Source organism: Rathayibacter sp. AY1E6 (assembly GCF_002931115.1).
Lineage (GTDB): Bacteria > Actinomycetota > Actinomycetes > Actinomycetales > Microbacteriaceae > Rathayibacter.
Genome location: NZ_PSVK01000021.1, coordinates 1 through 17,823, shown reverse-complemented (window position 1 = coordinate 17,823; position 17,823 = coordinate 1). Strand labels below are relative to the sequence as shown.

Here is a 17,823-nt window from a genome sequence, read left to right as displayed (position 1 = left end):
GTCAGTCCTGCGCGAGGATCGCGTACAGGCGGCGGCGCACGTCCTCGAGTTCGGCGACGGCCTTCCGGATCTGCTCGGGGGTGCCCGAGCGTCCGACCTGGGCCGCGGCCTGGGCGAGCTCGAGGCCCGCCTTGGGCAGGGCGCCGAAGTCGACGTGGTCGGAGTCGTTCCACGGGGTCGAGGTGCCGTGCTCGGCGACCGTCGCGCGGCCGGCGTCGGTCAGCGTGTAGGTCTTGCGGCCGTTCTGCTCGTCGGCCGTGATGAGGCCCTCGTCCGCGAGGAGCTGGAGGGTCGGGTAGACCGAGCCGGGGCTCGGCTTCCAGTCGCCTCCGCTGCGCTCCTCGATCTCGCGGATGATCTGGTAGCCGTGCATGGGCTGCTCGGCGAGGAGCGCGAGCACCGCGGTGCGCACGTCCCCGCGGCCGACCCGGGAGCCGACGCGCTTCTCCATGCGGGAGCGGGCCTGCTCCATCGCGCGCCAGATGCTCTCGATGGGCGTGCCGGTGCCGAACGCGCCGGTCGATGACGATCCGTTCATGATGACCTCCTGTTTCTCCGAACGATACTCAGCGATATGGGTGGCGACTGTGAACGACTGCCGCGTCGGCTCAGAGCTTCGCGAGCTTCGCCCGGGCGACGAGGAACAGCCCGTACATGACCAGTCCCGCGCTGACCAGGGTCAGGGCGATCGTGCCGTACGGAGGGACGTCGAGGAAGCGGATGGCCCCGTCGAGCCCGGTCGCCTGGCGGGCGTCGCCGGTCAGCGCCGCGACCACGAAGATCCCGCCGGCCAGGCCCAGAGCGAGCCCCTTCGTGATGTAGCCGGTCGCGCCGAGGATCAGCACTGCCGTCCCAGTCGGGCCCTCGGGGATGCGGACGAGCTTGCGGAAGCCGCGCCGGATCCCGATCGCGACGAAGCCGATCCCGCTGCCCAGCACGATCCCGCCGACGATCACGAGGATCACGACGCCGACCGTGCTCGTCAGCAGCTCGGTGTTGATGCGGCGGATCGTGGCCGAGGAGCTCGTCGAGCCGCCGAGCGCGAAGACGAGCGTGGTGCCCGCGAGCGTGAGCGAGGCGAAGCCCTTGCCCGACTCGACGATCCGGCGGCCCAGGCGGGCGGGGAGCCCCGGCGCGGAGGAGCGCCCGCCGAGGGAGAGCTGCCAGAGCCCGAGCGCGACCAGCCCGACCAGCGCAGCCCAGACCACCACGAGCCCGACGGGGGAGTCGGCCATGCGCCCGATCGCTCCGGACGCGTCCGCCTCCCGCGAGGTCTCGTCGCTGACCGCGACGCGCAGGGCGAGGCCGCCGATCAGGAGGTGGATCAGTCCGTTCACGGCGAATCCCGTGCGGGCGAGGCGCCGGAAGCGCCGGGTCCGGACTCCGGCGCGCGGCGACGGCACGCTCGCAGTGGACATCGCGCAACCCTCTCATCCCCGGTGGCCCCGGCGCCTCCTGACCCGCCGACGCGCGCGTGGCAACCCTCTCCCCGGCCGGGGTGCCCGAGTCGTGGGATGGAGGTGCGGCGCGGTTCGCACCGCAGCAGGACGAGAGAAGGAACCCCATGCGTGCACGCCGACGTCGCGCGGGCGGTCGCCGAGGGCCGAGGCGGGGCGGACGTCCCGGACCGGTCCCGGGCAGGGGAGGGCGGCGACGATGACCGGAGCGACGCTCCTGGTCCGCCGCCCGTCGAGCCCGGCCTCGCGGGTTCTGGTGCTCCACGCGACCGCGGTCGAGCTGGAGCTGCTGGTGGCCGCGCTGCTCGGGCTCGCCGAGGAGACGCCGTGCCTGGACGTGCGGGTGGCGGCGAGGTCGCGGGCGGCGCTCCTGCTGGCGACCGTCGATCCGGAGGCGGTGCTGCCGCTGGCCGAGGCGCGGCGGGTCCGCGTCGGGCTCCGCCGCGAGCGCGAGGAGCTGGAGCGCGGCGGGATCGGGTGCCGGCACGTCGTCGAGGCGCGGGCAGGCCGTCGGTGAGGGGATGCCGGGATGTCGGCTGATCGGCGTCTCCGCGGTGCTGAACGGGGGGTGCCCTGATCCGTGTGCGAGCGGGCGGCTGACCTCAGACTGGGGAGGCCGCTCTCCGCAGCGACTCCGCGCCTCCCTCCCGATCCGACAGGACCCGGCATGCCGCTCAGCTCCGACCGCCCCGCCGTCGCCGATCCGCGGCGCCGCTCCCTGGTGCAGGCCGCGTGGGCCGCTCCGGTCGTGATCGCCGTCGTCGGCGCCCCCGCCGCGATGGCGTCGACCTCGGCGGCTCCCACCCTCTACGTCTTCTTCACGGGCGTGGGCGATTCGGGCGACGTCTTCCTGGAGCTCCTCGCCGGCGACGGGACGCCGCTCCAGCAGCAGTTCGAGTTCCAGGGCGTTCCCCGCGGCACGGACGCCTGGGTCACGGCTTTCCGACCGAGCACCGACGCGTCGGGGATCTTCCGGGCCCGGATCCCCGCCACGCTCACCGCGGCCTACTCCGCCCTCCGTATCGTCGTGCGGGTTCCCGGATTCGCCGAGCCGCTGATCAGCCAGGTGCAGAGGCTGCCCTTCGAGGCCTGAGCGCGGGCATGTGTACGGCTCGAGGCCCGTCCGACAGCGCCGCCGCTCACTTCTCCCGTCGGCGGCGACGCTGTTGCCGGACCACGACCGCCGTGAAGAAGGCGGCGGAGAGGACGAGCAGCGCCGCGACTCCGACGAGCAGGAGTCGGGCGGCCACGAGGAACTCCTCCATCGGAGCCTCCGACAGCAGCATCTGGATCGCCGCGACCGCATGCACCAGTGCGATCCCGCAGAGGATCCGCCCGGTGTTCGCGATCCACCGCCACCCGTCGAGGTCCGGATGCGGCCGCTCGACCTCGGCCTGCTCCGCCTCGAAGTCCGCGATGAGCTCCCCGAGATCCCCGAGGTCCAGCGGCGACTCCGGCGGAAGCGCCAGCAGTCTCCGCAGGCGCTCCTCCGTGCTCGCTCCGGTCCGCTCCATCACTGCGACGAAGAGCCGGCGCTCGCGAGCAGTCGTCCACCCGGGCACGAGGACGCCCCAGCGGCCGGCCTGATCGTCGTAGCCCTCGTCGCGATAGGTCTGCGCGAGCAGCTGCCGCGCCTCGAGGGCGAGCGGATCCGCGTCGATCCGCGAGCGCAGCTCGCTCCGCCGCGCTCTGAGCCGACGCCGCTCGTCGGCTTCCGCTCGATCCATCCGGTCAGTATGGCGCCCCGCGATCGCTCCCGGCCGATCCGTCGAGCTCACCGACCAGAAGACGCGGCTCGGAGGAGGGATGTGGCGGTCGGACGCCCCTCCGAGCGCCCGTCGAGACCCACCTGCCGGGCGTCTAGAGGGCCGCAGGCCTCGTGATGAAAGTTGTCTCCAGGTAGGGCAGCTCGGCGCGGGCGAAGACCGCAGTGAGGACGCGGTCCTCGAACGCGACGCCGAGGCCGACCACGAGGGCGTCGGTGTCCACGCGCATCCCGTCGCGTGCCACGCCGTCCACCAGGACCGGGACGCCGTGCTCGACGGCCGACTCGGTCACGGGCCCGAGCAGGTCTCCCGGCAGGCCGCCGCGCACCCGCTCGTTCCGGAACTGATTGATCAGCACGTGCTCGAGGTGTTGCACCAGCGCCTGCTCGGGAGTAGCCCAGGGCCCGTCGGAGTCGAGGGGCACCGTGGTCCTCACGGCTTCCCAGAGCATCGGGTGCCTCATCTGCTCGCGGACCTTCATCAGGCTGTCGGGGAGCGGCCGACGCGGCGGCCCGTCGAGCTCGGCCCGCAGGTCGTCGTCGAGGTCGGCCAGGTTCACCGGATCGCTGCGGTCGTCCGGATTCCGCCACAGAGCGTAGGAGAGGGATGCGGACTCGAGGTGGGTCCGCCCCTCCGACGTGGTACTCACGGTCGAGACGCCGAGCTCTTCGATCGACGGCTGAGGCGTCAGCGCGAAGAGGGGCCCGCCGAAGCGTGCCGTCACCTCGTCGGGCGTCGGAAGCTCGAACTCCTCAGACGGTCCAGGATCCACCACGAACATGCGCCTCAGCCTGCCCGCGGCCCACGCCGCGTGCAACGGCTGCGCGCGATCCGACGCGCGGCCGTCGCGACCGGTCCGGGGGAGCGTCCCAGCCCGCCCTCCTCGAGGGAACAGCACCGCCCCGTCAGCAGCAGCCGCAGGCCTCGGAGTCCTCGCTCGTGAGCGCGGAGATCGGCGTCGTGCAGGACTCGCCGCGCCAGGCCTCCAGGCTCTCGCGGACGGCGACCGCGGCGATCACGAGGCCGGCGACGGGGTCGGCCCACGTCCATCCGAGCGTGCTGTTCAGCAGCAGGCCCACCAGGACGGCGGCGGAGAGGTACGAGCAGAGGAGCGTCTGCTTCGAGTCCGCGACGGCCGAGACCGAGCCGAGCTCGCGGCCGGTCCGGCGCTCGAGCAGGGAGAACGCGGGCATCACCAGCAGGCTGACGGCGGCCAGCACGATGCCGACGGGCGAGTGCTGGGCCTCCGAGAATCCGAGCAGCGCCCGGATCGAGTCGACGGCGACGAACGCGGCCAGGCCGAGGAACGAGACGGCGATCACCCGCAGGGCGGTGCGCTCGCGCGCCTCCGGATCGCGGCCCGAGAACTGCCAGGCGACGGCCGCGGCGGAGAGCACCTCCACCACGGAGTCGAGGCCGAAGGCGACGAGCGCGGTGGACGACGCGACCGTCCCGGCGGCGAGGGCCACGATCCCCTCCACCACGTTGTAGCCGATCGTCGCGCCGACGATCCAGCGGATGCGCCTCTGCAGCACGCGGCGGCGGGCGGGGAGGAGCGGAGCGCGCAGGGCGCTCATGCGCAGCGGCAGTCGTCGCCGCAGCAGCAGTCCGGATCGACGACCAGGGCCAGGCGGAGCAGGTGGTCGAGCGCCCCGGCGATCCGGGTCTCGGCCAGCCGGTACCAGGTGTACCGGCCGTCCTTCACGGCCTCCACCAGCCCGCATCCGCGGAGGCACGCGAGCTGGTTCGACATCACCTGCCGCGAGACCCCGAGCGCGTCCGCGAGGTCGGAGGGGACGGCCGGAGCCTCTCGCAGCGCGAGCAGGATCCGGGACCGCGTCTCGTCGGCCAGGGCGGATCCGAGGCGCGCGAGAGCAGCGGAGTGGGTGAGGGTCGCGGTGGCGGGCACGGGAGCGACGGTACACGCGATGCTGTATCGAGCGCGAGGGCGGTGGTCTCTCCTCGAACGGGTGAGCTCCCCTCCTGCTCCCCCCGTCGGGTGGGCGGACGGGCTGCACTGCCGCGGATCCCCGGGGCCGGCCTCCACGGCGCGCCCCGAGCGGCCCGCGCGCCGTGCCAGGATCCCCTTGATCACGGCGCCCGTCCGCCGCTCCGCCGCTCGGTCTCCTGGAAGGGCCACGGACCCGCCTTGCTCGATGCCACGACCCTCCGCGTCGCCTTCGGGGTCACCGCCCTCACCCTCTTCCTGCTGTTCGCGCTAGTCACCTACCGGTCGACGCGCTCGTCCTTCAGCTTCTGGTGGTGCACGGCGCTCGCGCTGTTCATGGGCGGCTCGCTCGCCTACCTCCGCGACGGCACGGCCGACCAGGTGTGGGCGAATCCGCTCGGCAACGGGCTCATCGTGGCCGGCGCCGCCGCGGTCTGGGCGGCGAGCCGCTCCCTCCGCGGCAGGCCGACGCCGTGGTGGCTGGTGGTCGCTCCGACCGTGGTGGTGACGGGCGTGTCCAGCCTCGACTCGCCCGCCGTCAACGACTGGTCGGGAGGGCCGCTCTACCTCGCGTCGATGGCGCTCCTCATCGGCCTGTCGACCCGCGAGATCGCGCTGCTCGGCGCCGGGCGCTCGCGCACGCGCTGGCCGCTGCTGCTGAGCTCCGGCGCCCTCTCCCTCTACTACGCGCTCCGGTTCGCCGTGTTCCTGGCCGCGGGGCTGCGCAGCGAGCTGTTCGCGACCTGGTTCGGGACCCCGACCACCACGCTGATCACGCTGGTGCTGCTGGTCGTGGTGTCGTTCAGCATGGCGTCGCTCAGCGGCGAGCAGGTCGCGCAGATGCTCACCGCCGGCGCCGCCCGCTCGCGGCAGGAGCTCGCCGACGGCGAGAGGGTGCAGCGGCGGCTCGAGCCCCGCTCGGTCCCGGACCTCCCGGGCTACGACGTCGCCGGCGCCTGCGTGCAGAGCGGGACGGTGAGCGGCGACTTCTTCGACTGGCGCTGCACGCCCGACGGGCTCGCCGTCACCGTCGCCGACGTGATGGGCAAGGGGGTCGGCGCCGCGATGATCGCCGCCACGGTCCGCGCCGCCCTGCGCGTCACTCCTCCCGCCCTCGGCCCCGCGGCGACGATGGCGCTCATCGACCGGGTCGTCGAGCCGGATCTGGCGGCGAACGACGCGTTCGTCACGCTCCTCCACCTGCGGCTCAGCGCCTCGACCGGCGACATCGCGCTCGTCGACGCCGGCCACGGACTTGGAATCGTCTGCCGCACCGACGGCTCCCGCGAGCGCATCCCCTCCGCCCACCTGCCGCTCGGCCTCCTCGGCACGCAGGAGTGGCAGCCGACCGGCCTCCGGCTTGACCCCGGCGACCTGCTGCTGATCTGCAGCGACGGTGTGCTCGACCTCTTCGACGGCTCCCTCGCCGCCCTCGACCGGGTGGCCGACGCGGCCGTCGCCGCCCCCGCGACCGCCGCCGCCGCGGTCGCCGGCGTCACCCGCCTGGCGGCCGAGGGGCTGCTGGCGGACGACGTGACCGTGGTCGCGATCCGGCGGACCTCAAGGAGCTGACCCGGCCTCAGCCCCGCCCCGCCTGCAGCCGGAGCCCGGCCAGCAGCAGGTCGAGGCCGGAGCGGAACACGTCGAGGTCGTCGTGCGTCGCCATGACGTCGGCCGCGTGGTGGCCGAAGGGGAACTCCTCCGGATCGAGGGCGCGCCAGCGGTCGGCCAGGTGCTCGAGGAACTCGCCCCTCTCCATCCCGCTCTCGAGGAACTCGCGGGGCGGCGGCTGCGCCAGGTCGGCCGCGACTCCGACGACGTAGCTGACGATGGACGACACGGCGTGGAACCGCTGCCGGGGCGTCAGGTCGAGAGCCATGAGCTGCTGCCCGAGGCGCTCGTACATCGCCATCGAGTTGGGCTGCACCCCGGTCGTGCGGAGCATGTAGATGCCGAACCAGGGTCGGCGGACGCACTCGTCGAAGAGGGCCAGTGCGACGGCGCGGACGTTGTCGATCGGGTCCGGCCCGTGGGTGAGCGGCTCGCTGTCGGCGAGGACCCGACCCATGACCTCGTCGGTCGCCCGCTCCAGCAGCTCGTCGCGGCTGCCGACGTACCAGTAGATGCTCGCCACACCGCCGCCGAGTCGGGCCGCGAGCGCGCGGAACGTGAGGGCCGACTCCCCGGACTCGTCGAGGATCGCGATCGCCTCGGCCAGCACGGTGTCGAGCGAGTGCGACGCTCGGCGGCGGCCCCGGGCGGGGGAGGGCGCGGCAGCGGTCTCCGTCGGGCGATCTGCAGGCATGGCTTGCATCTTACCGAACGACGTTCCATACTATCGAACGCCGTACGAGAGTCGAACGGCGTTCGATAGGAAGGCGCCTCGATGTCCGCTCCGACGACCACCTCCGCCGAGTCCCGCGCTCACACCTCCCTCCGCTCCGCGGCACTCCCGCTCGCCGCTCTCTGCCTCGCGTTCTTCGTCGAGATGGTCGACAACACGCTGCTCTCGATCGCCCTCCCGACGATCGGACGCTCACTCGACGGGTCGACCGCCGGACTGCAGTGGGTGACCGGTGCCTACTCCCTGACCTTCGGCGGGCTGCTGCTGACAGCCGGGTCCGCCGCCGACCGGTTCGGCCGCCGCCGCGTGCTCCTCACCGGCCTCGCCGCGTTCGGGCTGATCAGCCTCGCCGTCGTCCTCGTCACCGACATCGGCCAGCTGATCGCCCTCCGCGCGGCGCTCGGCTGCGCCGCGGCCGCCATGGCGCCCGTCACGATGTCGCTGGTGTTCCGGCTCTTCGACGACGAGAGGCTCCGCATGCGGTCGATCACGATCGTGATGATCGTCGGGATGTCCGGCATGGTCCTCGGCCCCCTCCTCGGCGGCTCGATCCTCAGCACCGTCAGCTGGCAGTGGCTGCTCGTCGTCAACGCCCCGATCGCGCTGCTGGTCTGGATCGGCGTGCGCCTCGGAGTCCCCGCAGACCAGCGCGCCGACCTCACCTCCGGTCGGCTCGACCTGCCGGGGACCGCCCTCACCGTCGCCGCGGTGGGGCTCGGCTGCTACACACTCACCAGCGGAGTCGAGAACGGCTGGCTGTCGCTCCTCACGATCGCCTGCGCCGCGGGCACCGTCGCCGCCGTCGCGGGATTCGTCGTCCGCGAGCGCCGCGCCGTCTCGCCCATGATCGACCTCGCGATCTTCCGCGCCGGCCCCGCGCGGGGAGCGGCGCTCACGCAGCTCGGCGCCTCGGTCGCCTTCGCGAGCGTCCTGTTCGGCCTGATCCTGCACTTCCAGTACGCCTACGGCTGGAGCCCGGTGCGCGCCGGCCTCGCGAACCTGCCCGTCATCGTCACGATGCTCGCCGCCACTCCGGTCACCGAGCGCCTCGCCGCGAAGCTGGGGCACCGCGCGGCCTGCCTGATCGGCACCGGGCTCCTGGTCGGCGCGCTGCTCGGGATGTCCTGGGCGGTGGACCGGGGCTACCTCGCGATCGCCGTGATGATGGTCGTGATGACGGTGGGCCTGCGGACGATCATGACCATCTGCGCCGTCGCCCTCGTCGAGGCGATGCCCGCGAACCGCACCTCGATCGGTGCGGCGCTCAACGACACGGCCCAGGAGATCGGCACCAGCATCGGCACGGCCGTCGTCGGCACGCTGATCGCCGCACTGGTGGCGACCACCCTCCCGGCGGGCGCGTGGAGCGCGGACCTCGTCCGGAGCTTCTTCGCGGGTGAGCGGGTCGCCTTCCTGGTCGTGGCGGTCCTCGTCGGCGTGATCGCGACGATCGGCTCGCTGTCCCTCAGCGACTCCCGCTCCACCGAGGAGCCGGCGGCGGCCTAGTCCATCGGGTCGCGCCGAGCGTCCTCGAGGTCGGCGATGTCCGTGTACTCGAGGAAGTCCAGCGGCGGGATGTCCGTCATCTCCTCGCTCCAGGAGGGGCGGGCCGGCTGCATGCGGCGCGTCTCGAGCTCGATGTGGGCGATGACCTCCGCGTCGTCCGGCTCCTCCACCTCGCTGCTGTCGATCGGCAGCGACCAGAGCTGGCTCGCCGGCCCGATCAGCAGGTGGGCGTATGCGCGGCCGCCGCCCTCGGTCAGGACAGGCACCGAGACGACGTCCGACTTGTTGACGTCCGCGAGGGCCCGGGCGTACCGGAGGACCGCCTTGCAGGTCAGGTCGCCGACGAGGAGGTGGCCGCTGGAGTAGTGCAGTTTCCGCATGCGTCCAGCCTCCGCGCGCCGCCCGCGGGCCCTCAAGAGGGTTGCCGCGGGGAGGCGGCTCCCCTAATGGGCCCCGAGGTCCCGCCCGATCGGGATCACCGCTGGGGGCGCCCGGCGCTCTCGCGGAGCTCGCGGCCGTCGGCGACGTCCTCGGCGTGCTTCTCCGCCTTCTTCTCGCTCTGCCGGGTGTCGCGGGGCGGCAGCTGGATGTGCTCCTCGGCTTCGATGCCCGCCTGCAGCTGGCGGCCGCGCTCGAGCTCGGCGTCGAACTCGGCCCCGAAGAGCAGGGCGAGGTTCGTGATCCAGAGCCAGAGGAGGAAGACGATCACGCCGCCGAGCGCGCCGTAGGTCTTGTTGTAGTTGCTGAAGTTGGCGACGTAGAACGCGAAGCCGGCCGAGGCCAGCGCCCAGACGACGAGGGCGAGGATCGAGCCCATGCTGGTCCAGCGGAACTTCGGCTGCCGCACGTTCGGCGACCAGTGGTAGAGGACCGCGACGATGACGACCATGATCGCGATCAGCACCGGCCACTTGGCGATGCTCCACACGGTCAGGGCGACCTCGCCGAGGCCGACGGCGTCGCCGATGGTCTGCGCGACGGGTCCGCTGAGCACGAGGATCAGCCCGGCGATCACGAGCAGGAGGACCGTCACGAGGGTGACGGCGAGCATCGTGGGGCGCAGCTTCCAGATCGGGCGGCCCTCGTCGATCTCGTAGACGCGGTTCATCCCGCGCCCGAAGGCGCCGACGTAGCCGGAGGCGGACCAGAGGGCGCCGAGGACACCGGTGACGAAGGCCAGTCCGGCGGCGGGGCTGGAGGTGAGCTCCTGGATCGGGCCGCGGACCGTGTCGAGGACGTCGGCCGACACGAATCCGCCGGCGATCTCGAGCACGGTGTCGGTCGTGGTCTCGGCCTGGCCGAAGAGGCCGAGGATGGAGACGATCGCGAGCAGCCCGGGGAACAGCGCGAGGACGGCGTAGTAGGTGAGGCCGGCCGCGATGTCGGTGCACTGGTCGGCGCCGAATTCACGGAGCGTCTTCTTGAGGACGTAGCCCCAGGAGCGCTTGGTGACCTCGGTCGGTCCGTCGGGCTTGCGGGAGTCGTCGGGGTCGGGCGCGGTGCGGTCGCGCTCGGTGCTGGTCTGGGCCACGGTCGTCCTCCATCTCGAGCGTCTGCGGATCGTCGGGGACGGAAGGACCGCCTGCGATCGCTCCGAGCCCCGACGACGCCGTGCTCGCCACCGACCGTAGGAGCGCCGGACGCTCAGGGCAGGACGGTTGACAGCCGCCCGTCGAGTCCGGTGGGGGAGGTGTCCCGCGGTGGCGCCCGCGCTCAGAGCTGCGCGAGCAGCCTCTCGCACGCCTGCTCGCAGCGGCGGCAGGCCTCGGCGCAGATCCGGCAGTGCTCGTGCATTTCGGCGTGCTGCTCGCAGTCGTCGGCGCAGGCGCGGCAGGCCAGGAGGCAGGCCTCGACGAGGGCGCGGACGGCCGCGGATCCGACGACGCCGCGGCGCGAGAGCACGGCGCCGGTCGCGGCGCACACGTCGGCGCAGGCGAGGTCGGTGCGGATGCAGTGGACCAGCTCGGCGACCGACTCCTCGCCGAGGCACGCGTCGGCGCAGGCGGTGCAGGTGAGCGCGCAGGCGCCGCACGCGTCGATGCACTCGGCCAGGACCTCCGGATCGACGCCGCGCAGCTCCTCGGGGTGGCTCCGGATCATGTCGCTCGTGCTGCTCATGGCGCGTCCTCTCGTCGTGACCCCGGCGGGTCGATCGGTCCGGGCGACGCTACGGGCCCGCCCGCCGCCGGGCGAGGGCCTGGCCAGGCACCGCGGCCGGTGATAGCCGGGCCGTCAGCCCCTCACGACGAAGGCGTCGTGGATCAGGTTGCCCCCGGTCGCCGCCGGATTCCGTGTGCTGCCGCGGGTGATCGTGACGGTGTGGGTGCCGGCGGGCAGGGTCCCGCTGGTCCAGACGGTCTGGGCGGAGCGGGTGGTGGCGCTGTAGCGGTCGACCGAGGCCACGAGGACGCCGTCGAGGCGGACCTCGTCGATCCCGGACGTGCTGGACCGGCGGCTCACCCACGAGACTCCGGTGCCGGTGAAGCGGAGGGTGGCGGAGGCGCCCCCTGTCGACGAGAAGGAGACGCCTCCGCCGCTGTCCGCGGAGGAGGAGGTCGTGGACCAGGTGCCCGTGACGGCGACGGCCGGCGAGCCGTTCTGGTGGGTGCCGGCCCCGACGGCGGCGAGCGGAGTCGCGGTGGCGGTCGGCGTCGAGGTCGGCGCGGCGGTGGCGGTCGGCGTGGGCGCGGCCGTCGGCACCGGAGTGGCGGCCCTCTTCGCGAGCACGATGGACGCCGTCGCTCCCTTCAGCCCGCTCGGCCGGAACGTGATCGTCGTCGCGGTGCTCGTCCTGCTCGTCACGCTCAGGGCGGCGCTCGAGGACACCGTGCCCGCGGTCGGCCGCGCGAGCGTCACGGTGAGCGCGCTCGTCGAGACCTGCGTCGGGTCGACGGTCGAGACGGTCACCGTGTCCGCGTCCTCCCGGATCGAGACCAGTCCGGCGCCGGTGATGCTCGCGACCCGGGTGCCTCCGACGAGGACGGGGCTCGTGGTCCCGGCCTTCCACGACACGGCGCTCACGGTGCCGGTCGAGCGGTCGCGGGCGGCGCTCAGCTGGGGTGTGTTGCTGAGCACGGTCACGTCCGGGTCCGCCGCGTACGCGGCGGTCGCCGCCTCGGAGGCGCCGGGGAGGACCGTGTACGCGTAGGAGGCGCCGGTCGGGTTCGTGCCGTGGCTCGTCGTGAGGGAGTAGTAGTGGCCGGTCACCGGCGCCGTCGGACCGGCGGCGCTCACGGCGCTCCAGGCTCCGGTGCGGGTCCGTCCCTGCGCGGTCAGGGCGATCGGCGTCGGGAAGACGTAGCCCACCGACTCCGCGGAGCCGGTGATCGAGGCCCAGCGGGCGGTGCTCGTGGCGGTCGCCTCCGCACCGCGGAGGACGCCGTCGACGCGGAGCCTCGCATCGGGAGCGACGTCGCGGCGGTCGTCGATCACCGTCTCCGCGCGCCGGCGCGCCCCGTCCCAGCCGGTCCCGGACATGTCGGTCGCCGTGATCCCGGAGCCGAGCGCGAGGATCTCGTCGTCGAAGGTGAACCAGGCCTTCTTCGCGACCAGGCTCACCGACGCCGCGTCGAAGTCGAGCGCCGCGATCCCCGTCCGCCGCGACGGGCTCTCGAGGCTCCCGGTGAAGGTCGTCGTCGGGCGGGACGACGCGCCCTCGCCCGCGCTCCGGACGATCGTGTCCTCGGTGGTGCCGGGCATCCGGTACGGGTTCGCCGTGGCCCAGTAGCCGTCGTCGTACTGGCGCCCGCTGCCCAGGTGGAGCGACGTCGCTCCGTCGCCGGTGTACCAGCCGCTGCGGTTCTCGCCGTTGAGCGACTCGTAGCGGGCGATCCGCGTGCTCGACAGGCCGACGGCGAAGCCCGAGGTCGCCGTGGTCCGCGTGAAGCGGTCCATCCCGGCGAAGGCCCGGACGCCCGAGCCGATCGGGGTCGCGATCAGGCCCGTGTCGGCGAGGACGAGCCGCGCGCGCACGACGTCGCTGACGGACCCGGCCGTCTCGATGCTCACGGGACTGCCGGCGTTGCAGGCCAGCCAGCTCTTCGCCAGCGCGTTCGTCCGTGTCCTGGCCGAGGGAGGGGCGCTGTCGGCGAGGCGCAGCACCGCCGCCTGCAGCTGGACGCCGACGTCGCCGTCCTCCGACTCCGCCCGCGCGGTCTCGCGGCCGCGGACCGTCGACATCACGGCGCCGCACCAGGTGACGGGGGCGAAGGAGGAGGCGAGCCGGTCGTACACGCCGAGCCCCTCCGGGCTCGTGATCTCCCAGCGGGAGCCGTCGAGCAGCGAGTACAGGTCGTCGAGGGTGTCGAGCATCGAGAGCCCGTACCCGCCGCTGTAGGCGAAGACGCTGTGCTGCACGAAGGAGCCGTCGGCGTGGAAGCCGTCGCCGGACGCCACCGTCCTCAGCGCCGGGTCGATGCCGGCGGCCGCCTCCGCGATCTTCGCCGGCTGCTTCAGCAGCACCGCCCGCCCGGCGATCACCGCCGCCGTCCAGACGCGGTTGGCGCCGGTCCGGGTGACGGTGTCGGCGAAGCGCGTCGAGGCCGACAGGTAGGCCTGCACCTGCGCCGCCGAGAGGTCGGGGTAGAGGAGGGCGGTGATGCTGTTCAGCTCGAGCGGGATGCCGATCTGCTGCTCCCACCAGCGGGAGGTGCCGGTGGTGGAGCGGTTGTAGCGGTTCGCCGAGAGCCAGTCGGCGGTCGTGACGACGTCGCGGAGGAGCGCCGGGTCGCCGCTGAGGGCGGTGCCGGGGGTCTTCAGCGCGGTCGCGAGGACGGTGACCCGCTTGTAGGCGGCCCACACCTCCACCGCCGAGGTGCCCGTGACCAGATCGGGCCAGGGCTCGCCGCCGTCGGTCTCGAGCGTCGACCAGTAGCCCTCGGCCTCGGCGACGAGGCGGCCCTTCGCCGCGGCGAGGCCGCCGACGCTCCCGCTTCCCGGGATCGTGCCCGTCAGATCGGCGACGAGGGCGAGGCGCATCGCGTCGTACTCGTCGCCCGCCGAGTCGACGGCGGACGCGGTGGGCGCGGCGGCGAGCGGGAGGATCAGGACGGTCACGAGCAGGAGCGCCGCAGCGAGCGGGCTCCCGCGCCGGGGCGCGTCGGATCGAGAGGGTCGGTTCGTCTCCGCGCGCGATCGGCGGAGGGGACGCGGCTGGGTGGGCACGGGCGCTCCTGAGGCGACGCCCACGAGCCTGCGGGCTTCGGGTGCTCGCGGGTCGCCGGGGGAACGTCGGGTGAAGAGTAGGGGTCCGCTCCGTCCGGCGGCAAGAGGCGGAGGCGAGGACGGCCGGGATCGGCCACCGCCGACGCTCCCGACCGCGCGATCTGCGACAGCCGTACCCCGTGAGGGGTACAGAGGCGCCGAAGGTCCCCCACCCGTCAAGCGGGGCGATACGGTCGGAGGTGCGTGTGCGCTCCGGGGAGTCCCGGCGCGGCGCGCAGGGGGAAGGGGGCACGGATGATCGAGGCCGAGCAGGATCCGCGGCTGGTGGCGCTCGAGGCGCTCGAGATGATGGGGTCGGCTCCGGAGGAGCGCTTCGACCGGATCACGCGGATGGCCGAGGAGCTGTTCCGCGTGCCCGTGGCCGAGATCCACTTCCTCGACGACACCACGCTGTTCACGAAGTCCCCGCAGCGTCCGGACGCCGTGCTCGCCTACCCGCGCGCCGGCACTTTCTGCGACGCGACGCTCGAGAAGCGCACCACCTTCGTCGTGCCGGACCTCGGCGCCGACGAGGCATGGGCCGGGCACGAGCACGTCGCGGGGTACCCGCACGTCCGCTTCTACGCCGGGCGGCCGCTGTCGGTCGAGGGCGACCTGCAGCTGGGCACCCTCTGCCTCATCGACTTCGTGCCCCGGAGCCTCACCCCGGACGAGCGGCAGCTGCTCGAGGAGTTCGGCGAGTGGGTCGAGCGGGAGCTGCGCGACACGGCGGAGCGCGACCGCGCCGCCGACATGCAGACGCAGATGGCTCCCTCCTCCCTCCACCACCCCGCCGGCTACGAGCTCTCGGGGCTCTCGCTGCCGCGGTGGACGATCACCGGCGACTTCTACAGCTGGCGCGGCGACGACGAGACGGTCGACCTGACCCTCGTGGACGTGATGGGCAAGGGGACGGCGGCGGCGATCGTGGCCGCGTCGATCCGCTCCGCGTTCCGGGCGCGCCTGGGCGGCGACCCCGACGCGGTCGTCAGCGCGGTGAGCGCCCAGCTGCACGACGACTTCACGGCCACCGAGACCTTCGCGACCCTCTTCCACGGGCGCCTCGACACCGCGTCCGGCCGGATCGACTTCGTCGACGCGGGCCACGGGCTCACCGTCCTCCTCCGCGCCGACGGCTCGTTCCAGCGGCTCGCGGCACTGGGCCTCCCACTGGGCATCGCGGAGGACGGCGGCTGGATCACCCAGACCGTGGAGCTCGCGGTCGGCGACTCGCTCCTGGCCTTCACCGACGGCGTCCTCGACCTCTACGACGGGACGCTGCAGTCCCTGGCGCGCGCGGTCGACCTCGCCCGCGACTCCGCCGACACCGCCGCGTTCCTGCAGGCGCTGAAGGCGCTCGCCGCCTCCGGCTCCGCGTCCGACGACATCACCGCCCTCGTGCTGACCCGCACGGGCGCCGACCGCTCCGCCGAGAAGGACCCCGCATGACGTTCACGACCGAGACGACCGCCCCCGACATCGCCGTGCTGCGGGGGGAGGGGCGGCTCAACGCGGCCTCGGCTCCGGAGCTGCGCTCGGCCGTCCGCCGGGCGATCGACGAGGGCAGCCCCCGCATCGTCGTCGAGCTCAGCGCGGTGACGTTCATGGACTCCTCCGGCCTCGGCGCCCTGGTCGGCGCTCTCAAGACCGCGCGGCAGGCGGGCGGCGACCTGCGGATCGCGGCGCCCAGCGAGCAGGTCGTGATGGTGCTGCAGCTGTCCAATCTGGACCGGGTGCTCACCCTCTTCGACACGGCCGGCGACGCGTACCGTGACTGAGCGCAGCGTCGGGTTCCGCACGCCCCCGGACGACACCGAGGTCGTCCACGAGATGCTCGCCGGGCTCTGGGGCGAGCGGCCGGACCTGCCGGCCCGCGACCGCATGGCCGTCGAGACGGCGCTGGTCGAGCTGGTCGACAACGTCATCCAGCACGCGACGTCGACGACGACGATCGTCTGCCGCCTCGTCGTGCGCGTCGAGGGAGACGCGATCCACGCGGAGCTGGTCGACACGGCCGATCCGCCGGACATCGGCACGGGGCCGCGGGAGATGCCGGACGTCTTCGCGGAGTCGGGCCGCGGGCTCGCTCTCATCCAGGCTCTGACGACCACGTTCGAGCACGAGCGCTCCGAGGGGCGCAACGTCTGGACCCTGACCCGGGCGCTGGACTCCTAGCGACTGGCGCGGATCAGCGGATCGTGTGCGCGGTGATGACCGCGGCGGCACGCGCCAGGTCGTCCGCCATGCCGTTCAGCCCGGGGGAGGCCTTCAGCACCTCCGCGCTGACCTCGTCGTAGCGCTCGTCCACCTGCGCGAGCAGCTGCTCCCCGGAGGCGGTGAGGCGCAGGAGGACGCTGCGGCGGTCCTGCGGGTTGGCGAGCCGGTCGACGTGGCCGGCGGTCGCCAGCCGGTCGAGGAGCGCGGTCACGGCGCCCGTCGAGAGGGAGAGCTCGAGGCCCAGCCACTTCGGCGTGAGGTCGGGCGACTCGCCGAGCACCTCGAGCGCGGTGAGCTCCGAGATGCCCACGCCCACGCCCGCGGCGATGCTCGCGCGGAGGTGCCGCTGCGCGTTCTCGAGCAGGCGGAGCGACTGCCGCAGCTGCACGGCGGGCGCGTCCTGGTCGACGTCGCGCGGGGTCGGTCTCTCGGTGGTCATTCGTCCTTCTCGGGGTAGGGCTGGGGTCATCGTACGGGTCGCCCTCGGGCGTCCCGGCCTGTCACCCGGACAGGGGGTGAAAGAACGATTGCAATGTATCTTGGTCGTCAAGTAACTTAGCGGTCAATCGAGTTCGGCGGACCACCAGCCGGACCCTCCCCCTTCAGCATCAGCCCGCCCCACCCGATCAGGAGTCCTGCCATGTCGACCCACACCGCCAAGTCCAAGCGCGTCCGCTTCGCTCCCCTCGCCATCGCGACGAGCATCGCCGCCGCCGCTCTCCTCTCCGTCTCGATGTCCGGCACCCTGTCCGGCTTCGTCGCGAGCATCTCCAACACCGGCAACACCGCCGCCTCCGGCTCGCTCGTCATGGAGGAGAAGTCGACCGGCGCCAGCCCCATCACCTGCCTCAGCACCGACGGCGGCTCGATCAGCACCAACACCGCGACCTGCGCGACCATCAACAAGTTCGGCGGATCGACCACGATGGTCCCCGGCCAGACCGTCACCACCGCGATCACGCTGAAGAACACCGGCACCGTCAACGCCAACACCTTCACGCTGACCCCCGGCGCCACCTGCTCGCAGAGCAACAACGTCGCGGCCGGCGCCTCCGGCTCCGCCACCGACTTCTGCGGCAAGCTCAACGTCGTGATCACCTCCGGCGGGACCACCGTCTTCACCGGCACCGCCGCGACCCTCGCCGGCTCGGCCGTCAAGACCCTCAACACCGCCCCGGTCACCCCCGGCACCTCCACCCCCTTCTCCATCGCCGTGACCCTCGACTCGTCGGCCACCAACGCCTACCAGGGCCTGTCCGCCTCGCTCCCGCTCACCTGGACCTTCGCGAGCTGATCCCCTCTCCACCCGGCCCGGAGCGCCCCCGCGCGACGGGCCGGGGGAGGAGCGTCCCGCAGCGCTCCTCCTGCACCGCCCCCGAGAAC

The 17,823-nt window shown here is 73.2% G+C and carries 20 protein-coding genes; 8 read left to right on the top strand and 12 right to left on the bottom strand.

The window, feature by feature from the left end:
- Window position 1 precedes the first annotated feature (1 nt).
- Together C5C46_RS14020 and C5C46_RS14015 are read right to left on the bottom strand one after the other, a co-directional pair.
- Window positions 2-538, bottom strand: a complete 537-nt coding sequence (locus tag C5C46_RS14020) for a PadR family transcriptional regulator (RefSeq protein WP_104224292.1) — start codon at window positions 536-538, stop codon at window positions 2-4.
- 70 nt (window positions 539-608) lie between these two features.
- Entirely contained in the window at window positions 609-1,418 is an 810-nt protein-coding gene (locus C5C46_RS14015) for a DUF1206 domain-containing protein (RefSeq protein WP_104227140.1), read from the bottom strand.
- A gap of 238 nt (window positions 1,419-1,656) precedes the next feature.
- On the opposite strand from C5C46_RS14015, the gene C5C46_RS14010 reads away from it, so the two are divergent.
- Together C5C46_RS14010 and C5C46_RS14005 are read left to right on the top strand one after the other, a co-directional pair.
- Window positions 1,657-1,974 carry a hypothetical protein gene (locus C5C46_RS14010; protein WP_104224290.1) on the top strand — a complete coding sequence of 106 codons (318 nt, stop codon included), beginning with the start codon at window positions 1,657-1,659 and terminating at the stop codon, window positions 1,972-1,974.
- Window positions 1,975-2,124: 150 nt separating this feature from the next.
- Window positions 2,125-2,550, top strand: a complete 426-nt coding sequence (locus tag C5C46_RS14005) for a hypothetical protein (RefSeq protein ID WP_104227139.1) — start codon at window positions 2,125-2,127, stop codon at window positions 2,548-2,550.
- Window positions 2,551-2,596: 46 nt separating this feature from the next.
- Here the strand turns inward: C5C46_RS14005 and C5C46_RS14000 are convergent, their stop codons facing one another.
- From C5C46_RS14000 to C5C46_RS13990, 4 genes are all read right to left on the bottom strand, one after another.
- The gene (locus C5C46_RS14000; RefSeq protein ID WP_104227138.1) at window positions 2,597-3,184 is read right to left on the bottom strand and encodes a hypothetical protein; all 588 of its coding nucleotides are present in this window, start codon (window positions 3,182-3,184) and stop codon (window positions 2,597-2,599) included.
- Between the two features lie 133 nt (window positions 3,185-3,317).
- Window positions 3,318-3,998: a hypothetical protein gene (locus C5C46_RS16660; RefSeq protein WP_146079002.1), complete on the bottom strand. Its 681-nt coding sequence runs from the start codon at window positions 3,996-3,998 to the stop codon at window positions 3,318-3,320.
- 130 nt (window positions 3,999-4,128) lie between these two features.
- A complete protein-coding gene (locus tag C5C46_RS13995) occupies window positions 4,129-4,800 on the bottom strand; it encodes a cation diffusion facilitator family transporter (protein WP_104227137.1) in 672 nt (223 codons plus the stop codon).
- Window positions 4,797-5,132: a helix-turn-helix transcriptional regulator gene (locus C5C46_RS13990; RefSeq protein ID WP_104227136.1), complete on the bottom strand. Its 336-nt coding sequence runs from the start codon at window positions 5,130-5,132 to the stop codon at window positions 4,797-4,799. The genes C5C46_RS13995 and C5C46_RS13990 overlap by 4 nt, the downstream gene beginning before the upstream one ends.
- 240 nt (window positions 5,133-5,372) lie before the next feature.
- On the opposite strand from C5C46_RS13990, the gene C5C46_RS13985 reads away from it, so the two are divergent.
- On the top strand, window positions 5,373-6,743 hold the full coding sequence (locus tag C5C46_RS13985) for a PP2C family protein-serine/threonine phosphatase (protein ID WP_104227135.1): 1,371 nt from the start codon (window positions 5,373-5,375) through the stop codon (window positions 6,741-6,743).
- Window positions 6,744-6,750: 7 nt separating this feature from the next.
- Here C5C46_RS13985 and C5C46_RS13980 read toward each other — a convergent pair whose 3' ends face one another.
- The gene (locus tag C5C46_RS13980) at window positions 6,751-7,476 is read right to left on the bottom strand and encodes a TetR/AcrR family transcriptional regulator (RefSeq protein ID WP_219812305.1); all 726 of its coding nucleotides are present in this window, start codon (window positions 7,474-7,476) and stop codon (window positions 6,751-6,753) included.
- An 81-nt stretch (window positions 7,477-7,557) separates the two neighbouring features.
- On the opposite strand from C5C46_RS13980, the gene C5C46_RS13975 reads away from it, so the two are divergent.
- On the top strand, window positions 7,558-9,021 hold the full coding sequence (locus tag C5C46_RS13975) for an MFS transporter (protein WP_104227133.1): 1,464 nt from the start codon (window positions 7,558-7,560) through the stop codon (window positions 9,019-9,021).
- Here the strand turns inward: C5C46_RS13975 and C5C46_RS13970 are convergent.
- The 4 genes from C5C46_RS13970 to C5C46_RS13955 all read right to left on the bottom strand — a co-directional run bounded on the left by C5C46_RS13970 (window position 9,018) and on the right by C5C46_RS13955 (window position 14,076).
- Window positions 9,018-9,401 carry a hypothetical protein gene (locus C5C46_RS13970; protein WP_104227132.1) on the bottom strand — a complete coding sequence of 128 codons (384 nt, stop codon included), beginning with the start codon at window positions 9,399-9,401 and terminating at the stop codon, window positions 9,018-9,020. The genes C5C46_RS13975 and C5C46_RS13970 overlap by 4 nt on opposite strands.
- Before the next feature lie 95 nt (window positions 9,402-9,496).
- Entirely contained in the window at window positions 9,497-10,552 is a 1,056-nt protein-coding gene (locus tag C5C46_RS13965) for a YihY/virulence factor BrkB family protein (protein ID WP_104227131.1), read from the bottom strand.
- Window positions 10,553-10,734: 182 nt separating this feature from the next.
- Window positions 10,735-11,139: a four-helix bundle copper-binding protein gene (locus C5C46_RS13960; protein ID WP_104227130.1), complete on the bottom strand. Its 405-nt coding sequence runs from the start codon at window positions 11,137-11,139 to the stop codon at window positions 10,735-10,737.
- Window positions 11,140-11,253: 114 nt separating this feature from the next.
- Window positions 11,254-14,076 carry a polysaccharide lyase 8 family protein gene (locus tag C5C46_RS13955; RefSeq protein WP_146079001.1) on the bottom strand — a complete coding sequence of 941 codons (2,823 nt, stop codon included), beginning with the start codon at window positions 14,074-14,076 and terminating at the stop codon, window positions 11,254-11,256.
- A 402-nt stretch (window positions 14,077-14,478) separates the two neighbouring features.
- Between C5C46_RS13955 and C5C46_RS13950 the strand changes: the two genes are divergently transcribed.
- The 3 genes from C5C46_RS13950 to C5C46_RS13940 are packed head-to-tail and all read left to right on the top strand — an operon-like array spanning window position 14,479 to window position 16,398.
- On the top strand, window positions 14,479-15,672 hold the full coding sequence (locus C5C46_RS13950; RefSeq protein ID WP_104227128.1) for a PP2C family protein-serine/threonine phosphatase: 1,194 nt from the start codon (window positions 14,479-14,481) through the stop codon (window positions 15,670-15,672).
- Window positions 15,669-16,001 (top strand): STAS domain-containing protein, encoded by a 333-nt coding sequence (locus tag C5C46_RS13945; RefSeq protein ID WP_104227127.1) that lies wholly within the window; start codon window positions 15,669-15,671, stop codon window positions 15,999-16,001. Before C5C46_RS13950 ends, C5C46_RS13945 begins: the two co-directional genes overlap by 4 nt.
- A complete protein-coding gene (locus tag C5C46_RS13940; protein ID WP_104227126.1) occupies window positions 15,994-16,398 on the top strand; it encodes an ATP-binding protein in 405 nt (134 codons plus the stop codon). The genes C5C46_RS13945 and C5C46_RS13940 overlap by 8 nt, the downstream gene beginning before the upstream one ends.
- Before the next feature lie 13 nt (window positions 16,399-16,411).
- Here C5C46_RS13940 and C5C46_RS13935 read toward each other — a convergent pair whose 3' ends face one another.
- Entirely contained in the window at window positions 16,412-16,879 is a 468-nt protein-coding gene (locus tag C5C46_RS13935) for a MarR family transcriptional regulator (RefSeq protein ID WP_104224277.1), read from the bottom strand.
- Window positions 16,880-17,080: 201 nt separating this feature from the next.
- On the opposite strand from C5C46_RS13935, the gene C5C46_RS13930 reads away from it, so the two are divergent.
- Window positions 17,081-17,734, top strand: a complete 654-nt coding sequence (locus C5C46_RS13930) for a hypothetical protein (RefSeq protein WP_104224276.1) — start codon at window positions 17,081-17,083, stop codon at window positions 17,732-17,734.
- Window positions 17,735-17,823 lie beyond the last annotated feature (89 nt).